At 66.4% G+C, this 21,708-nt stretch carries 22 protein-coding genes and 1 tRNA gene; 10 read left to right on the top strand and 13 right to left on the bottom strand.

Annotated elements, in window-relative coordinates; all coding sequences use genetic code 11:
- Window positions 1-72: 72 nt before the first annotated feature.
- Complete coding sequence (locus tag D7252_RS14190; protein WP_120775979.1) at window positions 73-546, top strand: Lrp/AsnC family transcriptional regulator; 474 nt, start codon at window positions 73-75, stop codon at window positions 544-546.
- Here D7252_RS14190 and D7252_RS14185 read toward each other — a convergent pair.
- Window positions 518-1,417, bottom strand: a complete 900-nt coding sequence (locus D7252_RS14185) for an alpha/beta fold hydrolase (protein ID WP_120775978.1) — start codon at window positions 1,415-1,417, stop codon at window positions 518-520. The genes D7252_RS14190 and D7252_RS14185 overlap by 29 nt on opposite strands.
- 65 nt (window positions 1,418-1,482) lie before the next feature.
- Here D7252_RS14185 and D7252_RS14180 point away from each other — a divergent pair, with 65 nt between their 5' ends.
- The 3 genes from D7252_RS14180 to D7252_RS14170 all read left to right on the top strand — a co-directional run bounded on the left by D7252_RS14180 (window position 1,483) and on the right by D7252_RS14170 (window position 3,670).
- Window positions 1,483-2,208 carry a 3'-5' exonuclease gene (locus tag D7252_RS14180; RefSeq protein WP_120775977.1) on the top strand — a complete coding sequence of 242 codons (726 nt, stop codon included), beginning with the start codon at window positions 1,483-1,485 and terminating at the stop codon, window positions 2,206-2,208.
- 45 nt (window positions 2,209-2,253) lie between these two features.
- Window positions 2,254-3,183 (top strand): helix-turn-helix domain-containing protein, encoded by a 930-nt coding sequence (locus tag D7252_RS14175; protein ID WP_120775976.1) that lies wholly within the window; start codon window positions 2,254-2,256, stop codon window positions 3,181-3,183.
- A gap of 169 nt (window positions 3,184-3,352) precedes the next feature.
- A complete protein-coding gene (locus tag D7252_RS14170) occupies window positions 3,353-3,670 on the top strand; it encodes a hypothetical protein (RefSeq protein WP_120775975.1) in 318 nt (105 codons plus the stop codon).
- Window positions 3,671-3,714: 44 nt separating this feature from the next.
- On the opposite strand, the gene D7252_RS14165 is transcribed toward D7252_RS14170, so the two are convergent.
- The 3 genes from D7252_RS14165 to D7252_RS14155 all read right to left on the bottom strand — a co-directional run bounded on the left by D7252_RS14165 (window position 3,715) and on the right by D7252_RS14155 (window position 4,737).
- Window positions 3,715-3,975, bottom strand: a complete 261-nt coding sequence (locus D7252_RS14165; protein ID WP_120775974.1) for a DUF6458 family protein — start codon at window positions 3,973-3,975, stop codon at window positions 3,715-3,717.
- A gap of 121 nt (window positions 3,976-4,096) precedes the next feature.
- Window positions 4,097-4,170 (bottom strand) — tRNA-Ile (locus tag D7252_RS14160).
- Between the two features lie 30 nt (window positions 4,171-4,200).
- Window positions 4,201-4,737, bottom strand: a complete 537-nt coding sequence (locus D7252_RS14155) for a gamma carbonic anhydrase family protein (RefSeq protein WP_120775973.1) — start codon at window positions 4,735-4,737, stop codon at window positions 4,201-4,203.
- 128 nt (window positions 4,738-4,865) lie between these two features.
- On the opposite strand from D7252_RS14155, the gene D7252_RS14150 reads away from it, so the two are divergent.
- Window positions 4,866-5,351, top strand: coding sequence for a Dps family protein (locus tag D7252_RS14150; RefSeq protein ID WP_120775972.1), 486 nt, complete (start codon window positions 4,866-4,868; stop codon window positions 5,349-5,351).
- Between the two features lie 69 nt (window positions 5,352-5,420).
- Here the strand turns inward: D7252_RS14150 and D7252_RS14145 are convergent, their stop codons facing one another.
- From D7252_RS14145 to D7252_RS14120, 6 genes are all read right to left on the bottom strand, one after another.
- On the bottom strand, window positions 5,421-6,776 hold the full coding sequence (locus D7252_RS14145) for an amidohydrolase (protein ID WP_120776982.1): 1,356 nt from the start codon (window positions 6,774-6,776) through the stop codon (window positions 5,421-5,423).
- A 137-nt stretch (window positions 6,777-6,913) separates the two neighbouring features.
- Window positions 6,914-7,555: an FMN-binding negative transcriptional regulator gene (locus D7252_RS14140; protein WP_120775971.1), complete on the bottom strand. Its 642-nt coding sequence runs from the start codon at window positions 7,553-7,555 to the stop codon at window positions 6,914-6,916.
- Between the two features lie 40 nt (window positions 7,556-7,595).
- Window positions 7,596-9,080 carry a sodium:alanine symporter family protein gene (locus D7252_RS14135; protein WP_120775970.1) on the bottom strand — a complete coding sequence of 495 codons (1,485 nt, stop codon included), beginning with the start codon at window positions 9,078-9,080 and terminating at the stop codon, window positions 7,596-7,598.
- 98 nt (window positions 9,081-9,178) lie between these two features.
- Window positions 9,179-10,177 carry an Fpg/Nei family DNA glycosylase gene (locus tag D7252_RS14130; protein WP_120775969.1) on the bottom strand — a complete coding sequence of 333 codons (999 nt, stop codon included), beginning with the start codon at window positions 10,175-10,177 and terminating at the stop codon, window positions 9,179-9,181.
- Between the two features lies 1 nt (window position 10,178).
- Complete coding sequence (locus tag D7252_RS14125; protein WP_120775968.1) at window positions 10,179-10,664, bottom strand: ribose-5-phosphate isomerase; 486 nt, start codon at window positions 10,662-10,664, stop codon at window positions 10,179-10,181.
- 37 nt (window positions 10,665-10,701) lie between these two features.
- Window positions 10,702-11,886, bottom strand: coding sequence for a ferrochelatase (locus D7252_RS14120; protein WP_120775967.1), 1,185 nt, complete (start codon window positions 11,884-11,886; stop codon window positions 10,702-10,704).
- Between the two features lie 124 nt (window positions 11,887-12,010).
- Here D7252_RS14120 and pepN point away from each other — a divergent pair, with 124 nt between their 5' ends.
- From pepN to D7252_RS14100, 4 genes are all read left to right on the top strand, one after another.
- Window positions 12,011-14,563 carry an aminopeptidase N gene (pepN, locus tag D7252_RS14115; protein WP_120775966.1) on the top strand — a complete coding sequence of 851 codons (2,553 nt, stop codon included), beginning with the start codon at window positions 12,011-12,013 and terminating at the stop codon, window positions 14,561-14,563.
- A 94-nt stretch (window positions 14,564-14,657) separates the two neighbouring features.
- On the top strand, window positions 14,658-15,731 hold the full coding sequence (locus D7252_RS14110; protein ID WP_120775965.1) for a mechanosensitive ion channel family protein: 1,074 nt from the start codon (window positions 14,658-14,660) through the stop codon (window positions 15,729-15,731).
- Complete coding sequence (locus D7252_RS14105; protein WP_120775964.1) at window positions 15,728-16,177, top strand: globin; 450 nt, start codon at window positions 15,728-15,730, stop codon at window positions 16,175-16,177. The genes D7252_RS14110 and D7252_RS14105 overlap by 4 nt, the downstream gene beginning before the upstream one ends.
- Window positions 16,174-17,832: an FAD-binding dehydrogenase gene (locus D7252_RS14100; RefSeq protein WP_120775963.1), complete on the top strand. Its 1,659-nt coding sequence runs from the start codon at window positions 16,174-16,176 to the stop codon at window positions 17,830-17,832. Before D7252_RS14105 ends, D7252_RS14100 begins: the two co-directional genes overlap by 4 nt.
- 5 nt (window positions 17,833-17,837) lie before the next feature.
- On the opposite strand, the gene D7252_RS14095 is transcribed toward D7252_RS14100, so the two are convergent.
- Window positions 17,838-18,503: a hypothetical protein gene (locus D7252_RS14095; protein ID WP_120775962.1), complete on the bottom strand. Its 666-nt coding sequence runs from the start codon at window positions 18,501-18,503 to the stop codon at window positions 17,838-17,840.
- A 51-nt stretch (window positions 18,504-18,554) separates the two neighbouring features.
- Here D7252_RS14095 and D7252_RS14090 point away from each other — a divergent pair, with 51 nt between their 5' ends.
- Complete coding sequence (locus D7252_RS14090) at window positions 18,555-19,451, top strand: acyl-CoA thioesterase II (RefSeq protein ID WP_120775961.1); 897 nt, start codon at window positions 18,555-18,557, stop codon at window positions 19,449-19,451.
- A 45-nt stretch (window positions 19,452-19,496) separates the two neighbouring features.
- Here D7252_RS14090 and D7252_RS14085 read toward each other — a convergent pair whose 3' ends face one another.
- Complete coding sequence (locus tag D7252_RS14085; protein ID WP_120775960.1) at window positions 19,497-19,991, bottom strand: thioesterase family protein; 495 nt, start codon at window positions 19,989-19,991, stop codon at window positions 19,497-19,499.
- Between the two features lie 7 nt (window positions 19,992-19,998).
- Complete coding sequence (gene ettA / locus D7252_RS14080) at window positions 19,999-21,678, bottom strand: energy-dependent translational throttle protein EttA (RefSeq protein WP_120775959.1); 1,680 nt, start codon at window positions 21,676-21,678, stop codon at window positions 19,999-20,001.
- Between the last annotated feature and the right edge of the window lie 30 nt (window positions 21,679-21,708).

Here is a 21,708-nt window from a genome sequence, read left to right as displayed (position 1 = left end):
CTCAAGCATCACGAACGCGCTTGAGCATGTTGCTCAATTGCGGGCAATGGGATGGTGCTAGGGTTTGGCACTATGCCTGGATTGGACCGCATCGATCTCGAGCTTCTGACAGCGCTCGCCAACGACCCCCGGGTCACGATCGTCGCTCTCGCCGAAAGCCTCGGGCTCTCGCGCAACACGATCCAGGCGCGAATGGCCCGCCTGGAGCAGACCGGGGTCTTCCTGTCGTACGAGCATTCGTTCTCGCCCGACGTGCTCGGTTTCCCCCTTCAGGCTTTCGTCAGCATCGGCGTCCGCCAGACCGAGCTCCCCCGCATCATCAACGAACTGGCACGCATCCCGGAAGTCGTCCAGGCGCATGGGCTGAGCGGGTCCGTCGACCTGCTGGCGCGAGTGGCGTGTCGCGACGCGAGGCACTTGTTCGACACCGATGCGAGAATCCTCTCGATCGAAGGTGTCGAACGTACCGAGACGTCCCTCGCGATGGGAGAGGTGATCCCATTCCGGGTCGCCGGCCTTATCGGCCTCGCTCGACGGGAATCCTGAGGAAACGTCGGACCGCGCCGGCTGCCTCGGCCGGCGTCTCGTAGTGAATGAGGTGTCCCACGTTGGCGATCTCGACGAGGGTGGCATCGTCGAACAGGGTCGCCAGCATCCGCTCCGCCTCGATCGGCGTGATGTCGTCGCGGTCTGCGGCGACGAGCAAGGTGGGGACATGGATGCCGGGAGCGAACTCTCGCACGTCGTGGGACACACTCGCGACGAACGCATCCCGGAGGACGTCGCGGTCCGAGAAACGCGAGAAATAGGTGTCGTGCTGGTCGTGGATGAAACGCCGCAGCGCCGCATCCTTCGTCTTCGCCATCGTGATGCTCATCACCCGGACGATGAGCCGGTTACGCAACAGCGCGGTACCTGTGCGCTCCGGCAACCGCGCCCCGAGCGCGTAATAGAGCACCGCAAGCCGGGTCATCAGCCCTTTCGGCCCCTCCAACGCAGGGGCGCCGATCGGGTTCAGCAGGATCAGCCTGGGTGTCTGCAGTCCGTCGGCGACCGCGGCCGCCGTCACGATCGACCCGAACGAATGACCGAGGATGACGGCGCCGGGGGCGACAGCGGCTGCGAAATCGCGGAGCCAGCCGGCGTACTCGTCGAGATCGTGGGTGCGTCCGGGCAACGGCAGGGATTCGCCGAATCCGGGGAGGTCCGGCGCGATCACCCGAACCTCGGGCATGTACGCGAGCACAGGCTCCAATCCGTGATGCTCGCCGCGGAACCCGTGAACGGCGATGACGGTGACCGCTGCATCCTCGGGGCCGTAGATCCAGTAGACCGTCGAAGCGCCGCGGATCGGCACCTCGTATCGTCGCACCGGCAGTCGGCGGAGACGCTCGGCATACGGCGAGGGGACGGTCATCCTCCGAGTCTACGAGTCGCCGGGTTCCGCTCTGGAACGTCTGAGGGTCCGCTTACGGTGAGCGCATGCTTTCCGGACCCCTTCTTCCCGCCTGGCTCACCCGCGTCGGTGTCTTCGACCTCGAGACGACCGGGGTCGACGTCGCGACAGATCGCTTGGTCACCGCTCACGTCGGCGTTCTGGACGGTGACGGTCGCGAGATCGCAGCCAGAACATGGATCGCTGATCCCGGGGTCCCGATCCCGGCCGGCGCCACCGCCGTGCATGGCATCACCACACGCCAGGCTCAGTCCGATGGCAGACCGGCGAAGGAGGTCGTCGCGGAAGTCACGTCCGCGCTGCGTTCGCTGCTGGGGCAGGGAGTCCCGATCGTCGCCTACAACGCCTCGTATGACTTCTCGCTCCTCTCTCAGGAGGCGAGGCGGCATGGCATCGAACCCCTGATCGATCCGTCACCGGTCATCGATCCGCTCGTGATCGACAAGGTGTATGACCGCTACCGGCCGGGCAAGCGCACTCTTGCGGTCGTCGCGGCGCACTACGCCGTTCAGCTCGACGGTGCTCATGAAGCGTCTGCCGATGCGATTGCGGCCGGGCGTGTCGCTCAAGCCCTTGCCCGTCGGTTCGTTCTGCCTTCGACGTTGCGCGAGTTGCACACGCGCCAGATCGCGTGGGCTCGCTGGCAAGCGGACTCGCTGACGGAGTATTTCGTGCGCATCGGGCGGCTCGATCCGCAGGAGCGCGTGGACGGGAGCTGGCCGGTGCGTTCGTGCTTTCCCGGTGATAATTGAATCCTGGTGTCGCCCGAGGTCGGGCCACGTAGGAGGTGTCAGGCGATGCGGTTCACGTCCAGGGATGTCGAAGAGGTGGAGTCGACCTGGAGAGAGTTCGTGCCCTCGGCCACGTTGGAACGGGTCGATCCGCGACGATTCCGGTTCGACTGGCGTTCCGCCGAGTTGGGCGATGTCGCGCTGGTCCGGTATGACCTCGCAGCCCAGATCCACTCGACAGCCGAACCGCACGAGCAGATCCTCGTCTGCCGTGTGGACTCCCCCGACGCCGTCGTCTGGTCCGGCCGGGACGCGCTCGACCCCGCGGAGCCCTGGCTCTCGGACGGAACGCGTGTGCAAGCGACGTGGCCGCGCTCCGCAACCGTCAGAGCGCTCGTGTTCGACCGCACAGCGGCACAGGAACGCGCCCGGCTCCTCACGGGACACGACGCGGTCGAACTCCGTGCCACCGGCCTGTCCCCGCACTCTCCCGAGGGTGCGGGGAGTTGGGAACGCATGTTCCGCTACCTGGACACGTCGGTCGGCGACGAACCCTCCGGCGACAGCATCCTTCGCGCCGAACTCGAGCGCCACGCTCTCATGACGACGCTCGCTGCTTTCCCGACGACTTTCAGCGACGTGCTTCGCCGCCCTGCCCAGCGCAGCGGGGCTCCAGCGACCGTTCGGCGCGCCCTCGCCTACATCGACGACAACGCGCATCTCGCCATCACCGTCGACGACGTCGCGGCCGCCGCCTTCATCTCGACGCGCGGATTGCAGTACGCCTTCCGCCGCGCACTGGACATCACACCCGCAGAAGCACTCAGGCGCGCTCGCCTCGAGGGTGCGCGCCACGATCTCGAGCGTGGAACGGGCGACACCGTCGGTGTCGTCGCGCGCAGGTGGGGATTCAGCCACCCCTCGCGATTCGCGGCGGCCTACCGGGCGGCGTACGGGACGCATCCGTCCGTCGCTCGCGACAAGGCACGAGCGTGACACTGGGCGAAGACTTCGTTCGCCCTCCGCGGCGGGTCGCCGTCCTGCGAATCGAGTGGTACCGGGTCGGATAGAGTTCAGCTATCCCCGCCTACCCAGATCCCTGGCACGCCCGACGAGGAGTCACATGAGCCACGCGCCCGAACTTTCCCGAAACGCCCGCTGACGCATGGGAAGTCTGTACTACGGCGAGGCGCAGGATCCGATCCAGATCGACGACCGCGCACTCGCACATCTCAAGGTCGTCATCGCGACCAAGCTCCGGCGCAACGAGAGCTTCACTCTGTCCTGGCGGCATCCCGAGGGCGACGCGCCGGGACGCTCCACGCTGTGGCTGCACCCGTCGATCCCGTTGCGTTTCGTGTTCCAGGAACCCGAGACACCGGAACTCAGCAGGAACTGGATCGAAGAACTCGCGCACTCCGCCAATTCCAGCGGCGGGATCACGCTGGTCGAAGAGCACCTCGAAGCGGGCTCAGCGCCCTGACGGCACCCCGGAGTCGTTCCTCGGAGTGCCGCCAGCGCTCGACGTCACACGACGTCGTCGTTGCTCGCGCTGACCGACCGACGTGTCGTCGGCGCGCCTGTGGCCGGGTCCACGTACGTGCGTGAAACCGTCTCCGTGCGGCGCCGCCGTGCCAGCAGGACGATTCCGATCAGGAAGATGACCACCCCTGCGCCCATCAGGATGTAGCCGATCATGTCGAGGTCGACCCACTGCACGTCGACGTTCACGGCGAACACAAGGATTGCGCCGATGACGAAGAGCGCGATACCAGAACCGATGCTCATGATGCCTCCCGTTCCGCGGCAAAGTGCCGCATGGGTCGAGTCTGGCGCACGACGGCGTCCGCAGGGAAGGGCTTGACAGGGCCGTTGCCTCTGCCGGTACCACGGATTCCGCATTCTCCTGTAGGGCGGGCGGGACTTGAACCCGCGATCGTTGGGTTATGAGCCCACTGCCTTAACCAGCTTGGCCACCGCCCCGTACGCTGCCAAGCCTAGCGGCCGAGCGGATCACGCCGGAGTCGACGCGGCGTGGGTGCGCTGGTGCTCCAGGTAGATCTCGGCATTGACGATGAGGCCGGCGCGCTCCTCGTCGCTGAGCTCACGACGGACCTTCGCAGGGACCCCCGCTACCAGCGAGCCCGCGGGGACGATGGTTCCTCCCAGCACGACGGCGCCACCGGCGATCAGGCAGCCCTCTCCGATCGCCGCGCCGCTGAGAATGACGGCGCCCATCCCGATCAAGGAGCCGTCGCCGATCGAGCAACCGTGCACGACGGCGTTGTGGCCGATCGATACACGAGCTCCGATGGTCACCGGGTGGCCGGCGTCCACATGCACCGAGACGTTGTCCTGGACGTTGGTCTCCGGACCCACCGTGATCCGAGCCGAGTCTGCTCGAAGCACCGCGTTGTACCAGACGCTGGCGCCCGCTCCGAGCTCGACATCGCCGACGATGCGGGCGCCCTCAGCCACGAAGGCCGTCGGATCGATGGCAGGCGCCATTCCCGGCAATGCCAGAACGGATGCTCCTGCGGCGATACTCATGAGGTGAGACTACCCTCACTTCCGCGGAATCACGCGGAAGTGAGTGGAGCCTCAGCTTGCTTGCGGAATGTCTGAGCGTGAGTAGCGTTGTCTTCAACACGTTGAGACATCCCTCGGAGGAGCACAAGATGAGCAAGGCACAGACCGTTTCCACCACCGCCATCGACCCGACCGTCGCCGCCGGTGCGGCACAGTTCCTCTCCCCCGTCGTGCTCGGCCTTCAGGCCCTGACGATCAACGGCAAGCAGGCGCACTGGCACGTCCGCGGAGCGAACTTCGTCGGCGTCCACGAACTGCTCGACACCATCGTGGCGCACGCCGGCGACTTCGCCGACACCGCTGCCGAGCGCATCGTCGCTCTGGGCCTTCCCATCGACGCCCGGGTGAGCGCGGTTGCCGCGAAGGCCGGTTCGACTCTCGTCCCGGCCGGCTTCACGCAGTCGGACGACCTCATCCGCGCGGTCATCGCCGACATCGACGCCGTGCTCGCCGACGTCAAGGCAGCGGTCGACGGACTCGACGAGGTCGACCTGACGAGCCAGGACGTGGCGATCGAGATTCAGCGTGGCCTCGAGAAGGACCGCTGGTTCCTGGTCTCCCACATCGCGGCCTGACACACAACAGCGAAGGGACTGCCTCTCGGCCTCGCCGGGAGGCAGTCCCTTCGCTCTGTTCGGCGAGTGTCACCGGGCGTAGGTGATGCGGCCGGCCAGCAGGGTGGCGGCGACCGGCATCTCGCGAAGCCGCTGCACCGACGCCCGAGCAGGATCCTCCCCGCAGAGGACGATGTCGGCGGGTTCGCCGGGGCGGAGCGACGTGCGCACACTCGCTTCGAGCGCCTGGACGAGAGTGAGACGCTCCTCCGGATGCCACGCTTCACGGTCGCCGTCGGTACGGGCGACAGCGGCGGCGATGGCCTGCCACGGATCAAGCGCTGCCACCGGAGCATCCGAGCCGAAACGGAGGATTGCACCCGCGTTCAGCAGGGAGGCGAGCGGGTGACTGATCCCGGTCTGGCCCGCCCAGTGCACTCCGACCAGATCGCGGTCGTCCAGGGCGTGCTGAGGCTGCACACTGGCGATGACACCCAGGCGAGCGAACCGCGCGAGATCGGCGTGGCGAACCAGTTGCGCGTGTTCGATCGTGCCGGCGGCGCCGGAGATCGTGAACGCGTCCAGCGCGGAGGTCGTCGCGCGGTCGCCGATCGCGTGGACGGCGACCGCTAACCCCGCACCGGCGGCGCGCGTGAGCAGTGCGGTCAACTCCTCCGGTGGAACTGTCAGCGTCCCGAAGTCGGTGCCGTCTCCGGGATAGGCGTGCGAGCAGGCGGCGGTTCGGGTGCCGAGCGAACCGTCGGAGATCACCTTCAACGGTCCCATGTGCACAAGGTCGCCCGTTCCCACCGGAACACTCACGTCATCGAGCGCTTCGCCCGTACGCAGGCCGGAGGCGATCGCCCGATCCAGGTCGAAAGGGTAGACCGCGAATTCGACACGGTGTGCGGCGAATCCCGTCGCCAGCCGACGCGGCCACGCCTCGGCGTTCCACGCCATGTCGAAATCGACGAGCCCGGTGACGCCTCGTGCCGCGGCCCGCTCGCCCGCGCGCGTCACCGCCCGATCGCCGTGCGCGGGGTCGACGGCATTCAGGCGACGCGAGATCTCGAAGGCGTCCGTCTCGCGCAGAACACCTGTGCTGCTCCGGTAGCCCTCTCGCTCGAGCGCGGCGGAATTCAACCAGACGCTGTGCACGTCCGCGTTGATGAGATATGTGGGCACCACGCCGGTGGCAGTATCCAGGATCTCGAGGCTCGGCTGGTCGGGCCACAGGGCGTCTCGGAAGCCACTGCCCACTCTTCTCCCGTCGGCGAGGACAGACGCGCCATGCATTAGATGAGCTGCCTCGGCCGCCGATCGCGCGTCGGCAAGCGACAATCGCTCTGTCTCGAGTGCCCACTGGACGGTGTGGACATGGTTGTCCCAAAGCCCCGGTACCGCCCAATCTCCGTCGGCGTCGAGCACCTCTCCTCTGGCACGCATCGCGCCGGTGGGCGCGATGTCGTCGATCTTCCCGTCCGCGAGGAAGATGTCCACCGGCTCATCGTCGATGAGATATTCGCGCCCCGGACCCGCCACACGGACCGCGCGGATGGTGCCGATCTCGGTGTCTCGGGCCGTCACCGGCCGGACCCCGTGCGGGCGTCCTGGGCGCGCTGCATCTCGGACGCGAGAGCCTGATTGGCGTAGGGGCCCTCGCCGGTCAGCGCGGCGATCACCGCCTCGATCGTCTCCGGCGGCTTGTTCTGACTCAGTTTTCGTTTCGCGACGACGGTCGTCGGGGTCAGTCGGAATCCGACCGTCCCCGCGGCAAGTCGCTCGACGAATCGAGCATCGTTGGGCCGTTGCCACATCCGCCGGGGCTCCGGTAGCCGCCCTTCGAACCGTTCCACCAGACGGTCGAGCACCTCGAGGTTCTCCGCCTCGCTGAGGATCTCCGGGATGCCGGACAGGTGCACCGCCGTGTAGTTCCACGTCGGAACCGCGGGTGTGTCGCCGTACCAGCCGGGCGAGATGTAGCCATGAGGCCCCTGGAAAACGACGAGGAGTTCACGTTCGCCCAAACCGTGGATCAGGTCGTCCGGTCGCCCGACGTGCCCGACGATCGTCAGATCGTCGCGGTTCTCGTCCAGCAGCACCACGTAGTGGGAGGCCACCGGACCGTCAGGGCCGACACTCACGATCGTCGCCCAGGGATTTCCGTCGACGACGCGACGCATCTCCGTCACATCGGCCAGCGAGAAACTCGGGTTCTGTCGCATGAAGACAGCCTACGGCTGGCGCGCGGAACAGCAGCGCGCGTCAGTTGCGACGGCCGCGGACCACCGGGACCGCCTGCGTCTTCCATTCTTCCCAGCCCGGTGTGCCCGCCATGAAGCTCTCGATCTGATCCTTGTCCGCGCGCAGCTTCGGGTCGTTGTCGAGGTACTTCTTCGTCTCTCGAGCCACCAGTCCCGAGAGGATCAGAAGTCCGATCAGGTTCGGCAGTGCCATGAGTCCGTTCATCGCATCGGAGAACGCCCACACGACACCGAGCTGCACCGTGCAGCCGATGAAGACCACCAGCGAGAAGATGATGCGGAACGGCATCACCGCCCGTCGACCGAACAGGCGCTCGACATTGCGCTCTCCGTAGTACGACCAGCCGAGGATCGTGGATCCCGCGAACATCACCAGTCCGAGGGTCACGATGATGTGCCCCCACTCCCCGGGCAGCCCGTGCGAGAACGCCGCTCCTGTCATCAGGGCCGGGCTGATCTGCTCGCCGGTCTCGGGATCGATCTCTTTCCAGGTTCCGGTGGTGACGATGACGAGCCCGGTGCACGTGACCACGATGATGGTGTCGATGAAGGTCTGGGTCATGGACACGAGTCCCTGACGCACAGGGTGGCTCGTCTTGGCCGCCGCCGCAGCGATGGCGGCCGAGCCCATACCGGACTCGTTGGAGAAGATGCCGCGTGCGACACCGAATTGCACGGCGATGATGATCGCCGATCCGGCGAAACCACCGACCGCACTGGTACCGGTGAACGCCTCGGAGAAGATCTGCGCGAAGGCCGCGGGCAGGGCTCCGACGTTCACGATCAGGATGTAGAGGGCGCCGAGCACGTAGAAGACGATCATGATCGGCACGAGCCCTGCGGTCACCCGTCCGATGGACTTGATCCCGCCGATGAGAACCACCATCGCGAAGACGGTGAGGACGAGCCCGGTGACCCACGTCGGCACGCTGAAACTTGCTTCGAGGTTCTGCGCGATCGAGTTGCCCTGCGTCATGTTTCCGATGCCGAAGCACGCCAGCACCGCGAAGACGGCGAACGAGAGGCCGAGGATCTTGCCGAACGGCCCCGGGATGCCGCGCTCGAGATAGTACTGAGGACCGCCGGACTTCTCACCGGCGTCATCGGTCTTGCGGTAGCGGACTCCGAGGAACGCCTCCGAGTACTTCGAGGCCATGCCGAGGAGCCCGGTGACCCACATCCAGAACAGCGCACCGGGTCCGCCGATGCCGATCGCGGTGGCGACGCCGACGATGTTTCCTGTCCCGACGGTCGCCGCGAGCGCCGTCGTGAGCGCCTGGAACTGGGAGATGTCGCCGTCCGCTCCCGGATCCTTACGCGTGAGGAGTCCGAGCCGCAGTGCGGATCCGAGGCGAACGAACTGGAGACCGCCCAGACGAATGGTCAGATACAGTCCCGTTCCCAGCAGGAGCGGTATGAGGAAGAACGGACCCCAGATGACTCCGCTGACGGTTTCGAGAAAGGTCTGGAGACCGGTGAGATCCATGTCTGCTCCTGTCGGAATGCGGCGCGTGCAACGCTCACCCTATTCACAGGAAACGGCATCCGTCGAGGAATGCTCCGCGCGTGTCCGCCAGTCGCCGCTCAGGCCTGGCAGCGTGGACACCAGTAGAGCTTGCGCGCGCCGATCTCCTCCAGGGCGATCTCGGTGCCGCAGACCCGACACGGAAGCCCGGCGCGATGGTAGACCCAATGGCGGTCGTCTCTGCTCGCCATCGCCGCACGATAGTCGTCCGCCGACAGGTCGTCCATGGTCATCATCTGGCCGGTCTCCACCCCGATCGCGAGCAACCGGACCCAGTCGCGCCACAATGCCCGAACCGTCTCCTCGGGCACGTCGCGGCCCGGGGTGTGCGGGTTCAGCCGCTGGCGATACAGCATCTCGGCTCGGTACACGTTGCCGATGCCGCTGACGACGGACTGGTCCATCAGCAGCAGCGCGATGACCGTCTGCGTCTTGCGGACCGCGCGCACGAACCGCTCCTCGTTCTCGACGAGATCGCCCACCAGCGGATCGGGGCCGAGCTTCGCGACGGTGGCGAGCATCTCCTCCGGCGTCTGAAGGACGCACGCGGTCGGTCCACGCAGGTCGGCGGCGGTGATGTCAGTCATGAGCCGCAACCTGACCTGCCCGACGATCGGCGGCGGCCACTCCGCGCCTTCGTCGGCGAGACCCTTGGTCTGTTCTGACATGCGCACGTGCACGCGCGCACGCCGGGGCGCACCGATCGAGGAGAGCGAGTTCTCCCCCGCGTCGTCGAGAATCGGATCGCCGATGACGGTCCCCCGCTGATTCGTCTGCCCCATCCGGCCGTTCGCGGAAGCGATCGTGGGGTCGAGGAGGATCTCGCCGGCGAAGTCCCACGCACCGTAGAGCCCGAGGTGCACTCGCAACCAGACGTCGCCCTCCGCCTCGAGGAACATCTGCTTGCCGACGGCCTGCACGCTCAGCGCGGTCCGTCCGTCGAGCACCGCTGCACCCTCGGCGAACCGCCCCTGCGGACTCGACGCCCGCAGCGTCTTGCCGATGAAGTTGCGATCGAACTGTCGTGCGATGCGATGGACGGAGTGGCCCTCGGGCATCTCAGCTCCTCGGGTCGGGCAGGAGAGATCCGTCGCGCTCGAAGTCGGCGATCTGGGCGATGCGGCGCGCGTGACGCTCATCCTGCGAGAACGGTGTCGCGATGAATCGATCGATCAGCGCCGTGACCTCGTCGTAGGTGTGCTGCCGCGCACCGATGGAGATGACGTTGGCGTCGTTGTGCTCACGGGCGAGCTCCGCCGTCGACAGGTTCCAGACCAGCGCTGCCCGGACACCTTGCACCTTGTTCGCGGCGATCTGCTCACCGTTGCCGGATCCGCCGAAGACGACGCCGAGCGCATCGAGCCCCGCAGCCTGGTCGGCGACGACGGCCTGAGCCGCGCGGATGCAGAACGCGGGATAGTCATCGACCGCGTCGTAGGCGATCGGGCCGTGATCTGTGACATCGTGCCCGGCGGCGCGCAGGTGGTCCTGCAATTGCGTGGAGAAGTCGAGCCCCGCATGGTCGGTGGCGATGTGGATGCGCATGGCTCCCATCCTAGAAGCGACGGTGACCGGCGTGAGGTCAGGGCGCGACGCCGGCGGCAGCGGGTTTGAAACCTGCGCGGATGTTCTCGCAGCAGCCGGGGCGGCACACGTCGAATCCGCCGGGGAGCGACGTGACATGGGGACGCTCCTCGTTCGGGAGCCCTTGCAGACGCTCCTCGATGAGGTCGACGATGCCCGCCACGAACGCCGGAGAGACACCGGGGGTGGGCGTCCGCGTGAACGACAAGCCCGCCTCATCCGCCGCTTCGGCGGCTTCGGTGTCGAGGTCCCAGAGCACCTCCATGTGATCGCTCATGAAGCCGACGGGCACCACGGCGACGGCCTTGCGTCCGCGTTCGGCAAGCTCGCCGATCACGTCGCAGACGTCGGGTTCGAGCCAGGGCTGGGATGCGGGGCCGGATCGCGACTGATAGACGAGTTCCCACGAGACGTCCGCAGCAGCGGGGATGCTCTGGCGCACGCGGTCCATGACCCACGCGGCCACGGCGAGGTGCTGGGCGGCGTATGCGCCGCCCTCACCCCACTCGATGTCGCGCGCGCCGGAGCGCTCGGCATCCGCCGTCGGGATGCTGTGCGTCGAGAACAGGATCTGGATGTCGGCGGGGGCGATGCCCTCCTGGAGGAAGATCTCGACCGCCTCGCGCACACCCGTCTCGAAGGCCTCGACGAACCCGGGGTGGTCGTAGAACGGACGGATCTTGTCGATGGTGACGGTTTCACCCAGGCCCGTGTCCTGAAGGACCCGGGCGAAGTCCTCCCGATACTGGCGGCAGCTGGAGAAGGAGCTGTAGGCACTGGTCGCGAACGCGAGAAGCGTGTTGTGACCGTTGGCGGATGCTTCGGTCACGACCTCTGCGAGGTACGGGCTCCAGTTGCGATTACCCCAGTAGACCGGCAGGTCGATCCCGCGGGCGGCGAGTTCTGCCTCCAGCGCCGACTTCAGCACGCGATTCTGGCCGTTGATGGGGCTCACGCCACCGAAGTGACGATAGTGGTGGGCGACCTCTTCGAGTCGCTCGTCGGGGATTCCGCGCCCACGTGTCACGTTGCGCAGGAAGGGAATCACGTCTTCCTGCCCTTCCGGTCCCCCGAAACCTGCGAGGAGGATGCCGTCGTAGGCGACCGGCGTGGTCACGAACGGCGCACCTCCGGCAGCAGCAGACGAAGCAAAGAGAACGGCGTTCGGCTCGGTCACAGTCACCTGTCCATTCTTTCACCTCCGGAGCGCGAGCCGGCGTGCCGCACTGGCGTAGGCTGTCAGGGTTGCCGTCGGCGCCAACGGCGCCCGACACCGGTGACGTCCCCTCACCCCTGGGAGTAAAGCTGTGCCTGGAGAGAACCTCACCCGCATCGAAGCGCAGGAGCGCCGCGACGTCGTCGACACCCAGTCGTACGAGATCGCCCTCGATCTGACCAAGGGTGCGGAGGTCTTCGGCTCCCGAAGCGTCGTGCGCTTCACCGCTACGCCGGAGAGCTTCACCTTCATCGACCTCATCGCTCGCGAAGTGCGGGAGATCTCTCTGAACGGCGAGCAGCTCGACCCCGACGAGGTCTTCGCGGACTCCCGGATCACGCTCGCGAACCTGCAGGCCGAGAACGTGCTCGTCGTGGATGCGGACTGCCTCTACACCAACACCGGTGAAGGACTGCACCGGTTCGTCGACCCGGTCGACGGCGAGGTCTACCTCTACTCCCAGTTCGAGGTCCCCGATTCCCGACGGGTCTTCGCCGTCTTCGAGCAGCCCGATCTGAAGGCCACCTTCCAGTTCACCATCACGGCGCCCGCCGCGTGGAAGGTCATCTCCAACTCGCCGACGCCCGAGCCGATCGTGCATGACGACGACGTCACGGCGACGTGGGGCTTCGAGGCCACTCCCCGGATCTCCTCGTACATCACCGCGCTCATCGCCGGTCCGTACGAATCGACCTTCTCGGAACTGACGAGCGCATCGGGACGCGTCATCCCGCTGGGCGTGTACGGACGCAAGAGCCTGTGGCAGCACCTGGACGCCGACTACATCTTCGACAAGACGCGTGAGGGCTTCGCCTACTACGAGTCCAAGTTCGGCGTGCCCTATCCGTTCGCGAAGTACGACCAGCTCTTCGTGCCGGAGTTCAACGCCGGAGCGATGGAGAACGCCGGCGCCGTCACCTTCACCGAGTCGTATGTCTTCCGCAGCAAGGTGACGGACGCCATCAAGGAGCGGCGCGTCGTCACGATCCTGCACGAACTGGCTCACATGTGGTTCGGCGACCTGGTCACGATGAAGTGGTGGAACGACCTCTGGCTCAACGAGTCGTTCGCGGAATGGGCGTCGACGATCGCCACTGCGGAAGCGACCGAGTGGACCGAGGCGTGGACGACCTTCAACGCCATGGAGAAGACCTGGGCCTACCGCCAGGACCAGCTTCCGTCGACGCATCCGATCGTCGCCGAGATCAACGATCTGGAAGACGTGCAGGTCAACTTCGACGGCATCACGTACGCGAAGGGCGGCTCCGTCCTCAAGCAGCTTGCGGCGTGGGTCGGAATCGAAGAGTTCTTCGCCGGCGTCTCGCAGTACTTCCAGAAGCACTCCTGGGGCAACACCGAGCTGAGCGACCTGCTCTCCGAGCTCGAGGCCACGAGCGGGCGCGACCTCAGCACCTGGTCGAAGAAGTGGCTCGAGACCGCGGGCGTCAACACTCTCGAGCCCGTCATCGTCGAGGCGGGCGATGGGACGATCTCACGTTTCGCCGTCACGCAGACGGCGCCGGCGGACTATCCCACGATCCGACCGCACCGCCTGGGTATCGGTTTCTACAACGTGGCGAACGGCGCGCTCACCCGCACGCACTATGTGGAGGTCGACGTCGACGGGGACCGAACGGAGATCCCCGAGTTGCAGGGGCTCGCGCGGCCCGATCTCGTCCTCCTCAACGACGACGATCTGGCGTACGCGAAGATTCGTCTCGACGAGAAGTCGCTGGCGACCGCGATCGTGCACCTCGCCGACATCCAGGACCCGCTGGCACGCTCACTGGTGTGGGGCGCCGCCTGGGACCAGACGCGTGACGCAGAGACGCCGGCATCTGAATACGTCGATCTCGTGCTGGGCAACATCGGACGAGAGACGGAGTCGACGACTGTTCGGACGACTCTGGCACAGCTTCGTACCGCCGCCACTCTCTACGTCGCGCCGAAGGACCGTGAGGCGGCCAGGCTCAAGGTCGCGGACGGCCTGTGGGCGCTGGCCGAAGCAGCCGAAGCGGGAAGCGACAGCCAGCTGCAGTTCGTCACGGCGTTCGCCAACAGTCTCGTGACGTCCGAGCACGCCGGCATCCTCGGGCGCCTGCGCTCCGGAGAAGAGACCCTCCCCGGGCTCGAGATCGACGCAGACCTCAACTGGCAGCTCCTGGTCGGACTCGCCACGATCGGTGCGACGGACGCCGCCAGCATCGATGCCGCGCTGGCCGCAGACAACACAGCCAAGGGTGGAGAGTTCGCCGCGCAGGCGCGCGCGGCTCTTCCCGATTCGGCGTCGAAGCAGGCCGCGTGGGCGTCACTCATCGAGCGTGACGATGCACCCAACACGATCGTCCGGTCTGCGGCTCTGGGCTTCGTGCATCCAGCCGGAACGTCTGTCCTTCGGGAGTTCGTGCCCGCGTATTTCGACATGCTTCTTCCCATCTGGGAGTCGCGCACCTACCAGATCGCCCAGTACCTGATCGTGGGACTCTTCCCGACGGCGATCGCGGATATCGAGTTGCGAGATGCGACTCGTGCGTGGCTGGGGGCAAACCAGGATGCTGCCCCCGCGCTCCGGCGTCTCGTTCTGGAGAACCTCGCCGATGTCGAGCGGGCTCTGGCTGCACAGGCTCGCGACGCGGACGACTGAGCCCTTCCCGCAAGGTTTTCCAGGCTTCGATGAGCGGGCCTCTCCTGCAGTGCTTCCAGCCTGTGCAGAGGCCCGCTCGTTAGTATCGAGGGTGATGTTGATCCCCCTCGAAACCACGCCCCCGACCGTTCCGGCAGAGGTCCCGCCCTGGCTGCAGAACCTCTTCGTCGTCCTCGGCCAGGTCGGGATGAAGGCGCTCCATGTCGCCCTCATCATCGTCAGCTGCATCATCATCGCGCTCATCCTCCGCGTGGTGATACGTCGGGTCGTGCACCGCATCGTCGACGGCGCGAAGAGCAAAGCCGCCGTCGATGACACGCAGGCCCTCGAGCGATCCCCGCTGGCCGACATGCGACTCGTGCAGCGCACTCGCACGCTCGGAACGATCCTGCAGAACATCGTCAACGTGATGCTGGTCATCATCGCTCTCGTGCTCATCGTGAACGCGCTCGACAACTCCCTGCTCGGTTCTCTGACGCTGCTGACGGCGGCGGTCGGCGCCGGTCTGGGTTTCGGCGCTCAGAACATCGTGAAGGACGTGCTCAACGGCATGTTCCTCGTCGCCGAGGATCAGATCGGCATCGGCGACGTCGTCGATCTCGGGCTCGCCAGCGGTGTCGTCGAGTACGTCAGTGTCCGCATCACGCAGGTCCGTGATGTGAACGGCACGCTGTGGTACGTGCGCAACGGTGAGGTCACCCGCATCGGCAACATGTCGCAGGGCTGGGCACGGGCTATCACCGATCTCGGAGTGCCGGCGGATGCCGATCTGGAGCAGGTCGAGACGACGATGCTGGAGACGGCTCTGGAGCTCGCGAAAGACCCCAAATGGCGCACGCGCATCATCGAGAAGCCGGAGCTGTGGGGGCTCGAGTCCATCGAGGGCGACGCGCTGGTCGTGCGCATCGTCATCAAGGCGCGTGCCAATGCGAAAGACGATGTGGCTCAGGAGCTGCGTCGCCGGCTCCGCGTGGCGCTCAGGGAGAAGGAGATCGCGATCCCGAGCATGGTCGACGTGGTGCCGACGGGTCTCGACGGCGCGCGTCGAGTGCGGGGCGCGAACCCGCCCAGAACCCGTCCGAACGCGGTGACCGGGGTCCCTGTGGTCCCGGCGCGCGGGATTTGGCGTCGCAAGAAGACGACTGATGACGGGAGCTCGCAGCAATGACTTTCTACGATGAGGTCGGCGGACACGACACGTTCGCGAAGATCGTCTCGGTGTTCTACCGAGAAGTCTCCCTCGACCCTGTTCTCAAGCCGATGTATCCCGAGCAGGATCTGGGTCCCGCAGAAGAACGCCTGCTGATGTTCCTCGAACAGTACTGGGGAGGGCCCACGACCTACGGCGAGACCCGTGGCCACCCACGGCTGCGGATGCGGCATATGCCCTTTCACGTCGATCCGGACGCGCGCGATCGGTGGCTTCGACATATGAGAACGGCCGTGGACGAAGCGCAGTTGTCTCCTCTGCACGAATCGACGCTGTGGGACTATCTCGAGCGGGCCGCCTATGCCATGGTGAACACATTCGAGCCGTCAGGGATCGGGACGACCGCCGACGGACGCACCACGCTCGAGACCCGATCCAGTCAGGAATCAACGGAGAAGCCATGACGAACACGCCCCTGTCCACCGACGTTCTGGTCATCGGGTGGGGGTTGTCCGGCCTGGTGGCCGCTTCGGAGGCGCTCGCACAAGGACGCCGGGTCATCATCGTCGACCAGGAACCGCGTACCAACCTCGGCGGACAGGCGTGGTGGTCATTCGGTGGACTGTTCTTCATCGATTCCCCGGAACAACGAGGTCTCGGCATCCGGGACTCCCTCGCGCTGGCATCTCAGGACTGGTTCGGCAACGCTGCATTCGACCGTCCGGAGGACGAGTGGCCGCGTCGTTGGGCGGAAGCGTATCTGCAGTTCGCGGCCGGCGAGAAACGCGCATGGCTGCGCGAACGCGGCGTCGGATTCTTCCCTGTGGTCGGCTGGGCGGAACGCGGTGGATACGGAGCAGTGGGCCCCGGCAACTCGGTCCCCCGTTTCCACATCGCCTGGGGCACGGGGCCGGGCATCGTCGCGCCCTTCGTCGTGGCCGTGGAACAGGGCGAACGTGACGGTCATCTGACCGTCCTCCCCCGTCATCGCGTGACCGAACTGATCGTCACCGACGGTGTGGTGACCGGAGCGCGCGGGAGCATTCTCGCCACCAGCGGAACGCGTCGAGGAGTGGCATCCTCCCGTGAAGTGATCGGCGACTTCGAGATCGCCGCGGGTGCGACCATCGTGTCCGCCGGCGGGATCGGCGGCAACCATGACCTCGTCCGGGCCGCCTGGCCCGCACGACTGGGAACTCCACCGGAGCACATGCTCACCGGAGTACCCGCCTACGTGGACGGCTCCATGCAGGTCGCCAGCGCAGCCGCCGGGGCCCGTCTCATCAACGGCGACAGGATGTGGCACTACGTCGAGGGGATCGCCAACTGGGATCCGGTATGGCCGTCGCATGGCATCCGCATCCTCCCGGGTCCGTCGTCTCTCTGGCTCGATGCGACGGGCAGCCGGCTGCCCGTGCCCCTGTTCCCCGGCTTCGATACGCTCGGCACGCTCGCACACCTGCGCAAGACCGGCCACGATCACTCCTGGTTCGTCACCTCACGAAGCATCGTCGAGAAGGAGTTCGCTCTTTCCGGAAGCGAGCAGAACCCTGACCTGACGGGCAAAGACGTGAAGCTCCTGCTCACGTCGCGGCTTGCGAAGGGGCCGACCGGTCCCGTGCAATCCTTCCTGGACGAGGGGGCCGACTTCATCGTCGAATCGGACCTCGACTCTCTGCTGGAGCAGATGCGACGGCATCCGGGAGGCGAGGTTCTCGATATCGACAACGTGCGCCGTGAGGTCGAGGCGCGCGATCGGGAGATGGACAACGAGTTCACCAAGGATGCCCAGATCGCGATGCTGCGGTCGATGCGCAGCTATCGGGGCGACAAGCTGATCCGCACGGCTGCGCCGCACCGCTTGCAGGACCCGACCGCCGGCCCGATGATCGCCGTGAAGCTGCATGTGCTCACGAGGAAGTCGCTCGGCGGGATCAACACGGACCTGGACGGTCGAGCGCTCGACAGCGCGGGCACGCCCATCCCCGGCCTCTTCGCCGCCGGAGAAGCCAGCGGGTTCGGCGGCGGCGGTGTCCACGGCTATCGCGCGCTCGAAGGAACGTTCCTCGGCGGATGTCTGTTCTCCGGTCGACAGGCCGGACGCGCTGCCGCGAGCTGAGGAGCCTAGCCGGCGGTACCGGTGTCGCGGATCGCCGTCAGACCGGACGCGACGGGTCCTCGGGCGAGCACATGGCCCCGACGGAAGGCGAGGCGCGTCCAACGCCCGGAACGCATCACCCGAACGTCCTCCTCTCCGGAGATGAAGCCGAGAGCATCCGCAGCGAAAGCAACCCCACGTGGGAGACCGCCGAGGTCATCGTCCGGTTCGCCCCAGATCGCGGCTCGCAGCGCTCGCACGGCCTCTTCACCGGCGCCCGGCGTCGCGCCTCGCGCGACCGCCGCAATGCCCCACTGCGCACGCTGGGCGATCGTCGACGCCGGAAGTGCGGTCTCGGGGAGCCAATCTCCGCGCGGCGGCGCGATCCCTGCCCACGCAGGAGAAAGCCCGGTCTCCGGCAGTGTCAATCCGCGCGGATCGTCGGATGCCGTCAGCTGATCCACGACGAGGTCGCATTCGAGCTCGCGGTCGGCGTGCACGATGCGCATCGCCAGGATCGTCGGGGTCTGGTCGAACAGTCCGTGCGGAGCAAGCGCTGCCGTGGTGAGGGCGAGGACGCCGCCCGCAGCTTGCATCCGCACCCCCTCGTCCGAGATCCTCGTCGCACGGCCCACGAAGGTGAGCACATCCTTGGCGGTGTCCGGGTCGGCGAGGAGAAGGTGATGCGGCACGCGCTCTAAACTACCAACGGTAGCGGCGACCTCGGTCGCGGAGAGGAATCAATGAGCCCGGAAGACCACGCCATCCAGACCGTCGAACGGCTGCTCGAGGTGCTCGACCTTGACGACACACGCGCAAGGACGACCGAAGACATCTTCACCGGGTCATCACACCCGATGCCTTCCGGCCGCATCTACGGCGGTCAGGTGCTCGCGCAGAGCCTTCTGGCCGCGGAACGTACTCTTCCCGAAGACCGCGCAGTGCACTCGATGCACGGGTACTTCCTGCGTCCCGGAGATGCGAGCCAAGGCATCACGATCGCGGTGGACCGCATTCACGACGGCCGCTCTTTCTCCACCCGCCGTTCGCAGGCGTACCAGAACGGTGTCCCCATCTTCTCGATGATCGCGTCTTTCCAGGACGGCGATCCCGGCGTCGAGCACGCTGAGCCGATGCCGCCCGGCATCCCCGCGCCCGAGGACCTTCTCTCGGACGAAGATCGCGTGGAGGGTCTCCCCTCGGCCGCGGCCCGCATGCTGAGCGAGAGGGCCGCCGACATCCGGCATGTCGAGTCCCCGCTGTATCTGCCGAGTCCTGACGAGCGTCGTCCTCGTCAGGCGGTGTGGATGCGCTTGCGGGCGCCGTTGCCCGACGACCCTCGCCTGCACCGCGCTGCACTCGCCTATCTCAGTGACATGACGATCCAGGAGTCGATCCTCCGCGCTCATGGCGCATACTGGTCGCTTCCTGGCCTCAAGGTCGCCAGCCTGGACCACGCGATGTGGTGGCACCGTCCGGCCCGCGTGGACGAGTGGCTCCTCTACGTTCAGGAGTCGCCGAACGCCCGTGGCGGTCGCGGTCTCGCGACCGGGCGGATCTACTCGCGAGATGGGGTGCTCGTCGCGAGTGTCGCGCAGGAGATCATGATCCGCGTCCCCGACGTCGCCGACGTCGACTGAGCCGAAGCCGGTTGACGCGGACATCCATGGCTATGCCACTGGGTGTCAGCGGTGGGTGTACTCGATCGATGGTCCGGTGTAGGGCGCCCAGGCCTCGCGCATCTCCTGCGTGAGGCGGGTGGGGCGTCCCGTCCCCGCGTCCACCAGCACGATGATCGCGGTGGAGCGAGCGTAGATCTCCCGCGGTTCCGCGGACGGATCGTTGTGCACCTCGTAGCAGACCTCGACGCTGGAACCGCCGAGCTTCCCGAACCACATCTGCACCTCGAGCGGGCGGCGCTGATACGGCACCGGCGCGAGGTACTCGATCTCCTGTCGAGCGATGAGGGTGAGGATGCCCTCGTCGATCCCCGGGTCGATGACCGCGGTGGGCGGAGCCTGCTCCCCCGGCCCCGCGCGCCAGAAAGCCCGCACGCGGGCCTCCTCGAGAAGCTTGAGCATGGAGGTGTTGTTGACGTGGTTGAACGCGTCGAGATCGCCCCAGCGGAGGTGGATCGGGATGTGCAGGCGCTGCCCGAGCTCGGGCGCGGTGTCGGACACAGCCGCCTCAGTCGCGGGTGAGCTTGCGGTGGGTCGAGCGATGCGGCTTCGCGGCGTCCGCCCCGAGGCGCTCGATCTTGTTCTCTTCGTATGCCTCGAAGTTGCCCTCGAACCAGTACCACTGGTCGGGCTTGTCGTCGGTGCCTTCGTACGCCAGGATGTGCGTCGCGATCCGGTCGAGGAACCACCGGTCGTGAGTGATGACCACAGCGCAGCCGGGGAACTCGAGCAGCGCGTTCTCCAAGGAGCCCAGTGTCTCCACGTCAAGGTCGTTGGTGGGCTCGTCGAGGAGCAGCAGGTTGCCGCCCTCCTTGAGGGTCAGGGCGAGGTTGAGCCGGTTTCGCTCTCCACCCGAGAGGACTCCGGCCTTCTTCTGCTGGTCCGGGCCCTTGAACCCGAACTTCGAGACGTACGCCCGCGACGGGATCTCGGTCTTGCCGACCGTGATGTAGTCGAGGCCGTCCGAGACGACCTCCCACAGCGTCTTGTTCGGATCGATGTTGGAACGAGACTGGTCGACGTAGCTGATCTTGACGGTCTCACCGATCTTGAGTTCGCCGCCATCGAGAGGCTCGAGCCCGACGATCGTCTTGAACAGCGTGGTCTTACCCACGCCGTTCGGGCCGATGACGCCGACAATGCCGTTCGGCGGGAGGCTGAAGCTCAGGCCGTCGATCAGCGAACGCTCGTCGAAGCCCTTCTTCAGCTTCTTGGCTTCGATGACGACACTGCCGAGGCGAGGGCCGGCAGGGATCTGGATCTCTTCGAAGTCGAGCCTTCTGGTGCGCTCGGCCTCGGATGCCATCTCCTCGTAGCGTGCGAGTCGAGCCTTCGACTTGGTCTGTCGGCCCTTGGCGCTGGAACGGACCCAGTCCAGCTCCTCCTTGAGACGCTTGGCGAGCTTGGCATCCTTCTTTCCCTGGATCTCCAGGCGCTCGCCCTTCTTCTCCAGGTACGTCGAGTAGTTGCCCTCGTAGCCGATGAGGCGACCGCGGTCGACCTCGGCGATCCACTCGGCGACGTGGTCGAGGAAGTACCGGTCGTGTGTGATGGCGATGACCGCGCCCTTGTACGCCTGGAGGTGCTGTTCCAGCCAGAGGACACTCTCGGCGTCGAGGTGGTTGGTGGGCTCGTCGAGGAGCAGCAGGTCGGGCTTCTGAAGCAACAGCTTCGCCAAGGCGACACGACGCTTCTCACCACCGGAGAGAGGCGCGATCGCGGCATCGGCCGGCGGAGTGCGCAGCGCATCCATCGCCTGATCCAGTTGCGAGTCGAGGTCCCATCCGTCGGCCGCGTCGATCTCTTCCTGCAGGGTGCCCATCTCCGCGAGAAGAGCATCGAAATCTGCGTCGGGGTCGGCCATGAGCGCCGAGATCTCGTTGAACCGATCGACCTTCGCCTTGATCGCGATGCCGTCCTGGATGTTCTCGATCACCGTCTTCGACTCGTCGAGCTCCGGTTCCTGCATCAGGATGCCGACCGAGAACCCGGGCGAGAGCTTCGCCTCTCCGTTCGACGGGGTGTCGAGTCCTGCCATGATCTTGAGAATCGTCGACTTTCCGGCGCCGTTCGGACCGACCATGCCGATCTTGGCACCGGGAAGGAACGCCATGGTGACGTCATCGAGGATGAGCTTCTCGCCCACAGCCTTGCGTGCACGCACCATCGAGTAGATGTACTCAGCCACCGAAAACCGCTCCTTCTGTTGTCGTCGAAG

Origin of the sequence: Microbacterium sp. CGR2, from assembly GCF_003626735.1 — a bacterium.
Classification (GTDB): Bacteria; Actinomycetota; Actinomycetes; order Actinomycetales; family Microbacteriaceae; genus Microbacterium.
Note: the sequence above shows the minus strand (reverse complement) of the source record. Positions and strands in the feature narration are given on the sequence as shown.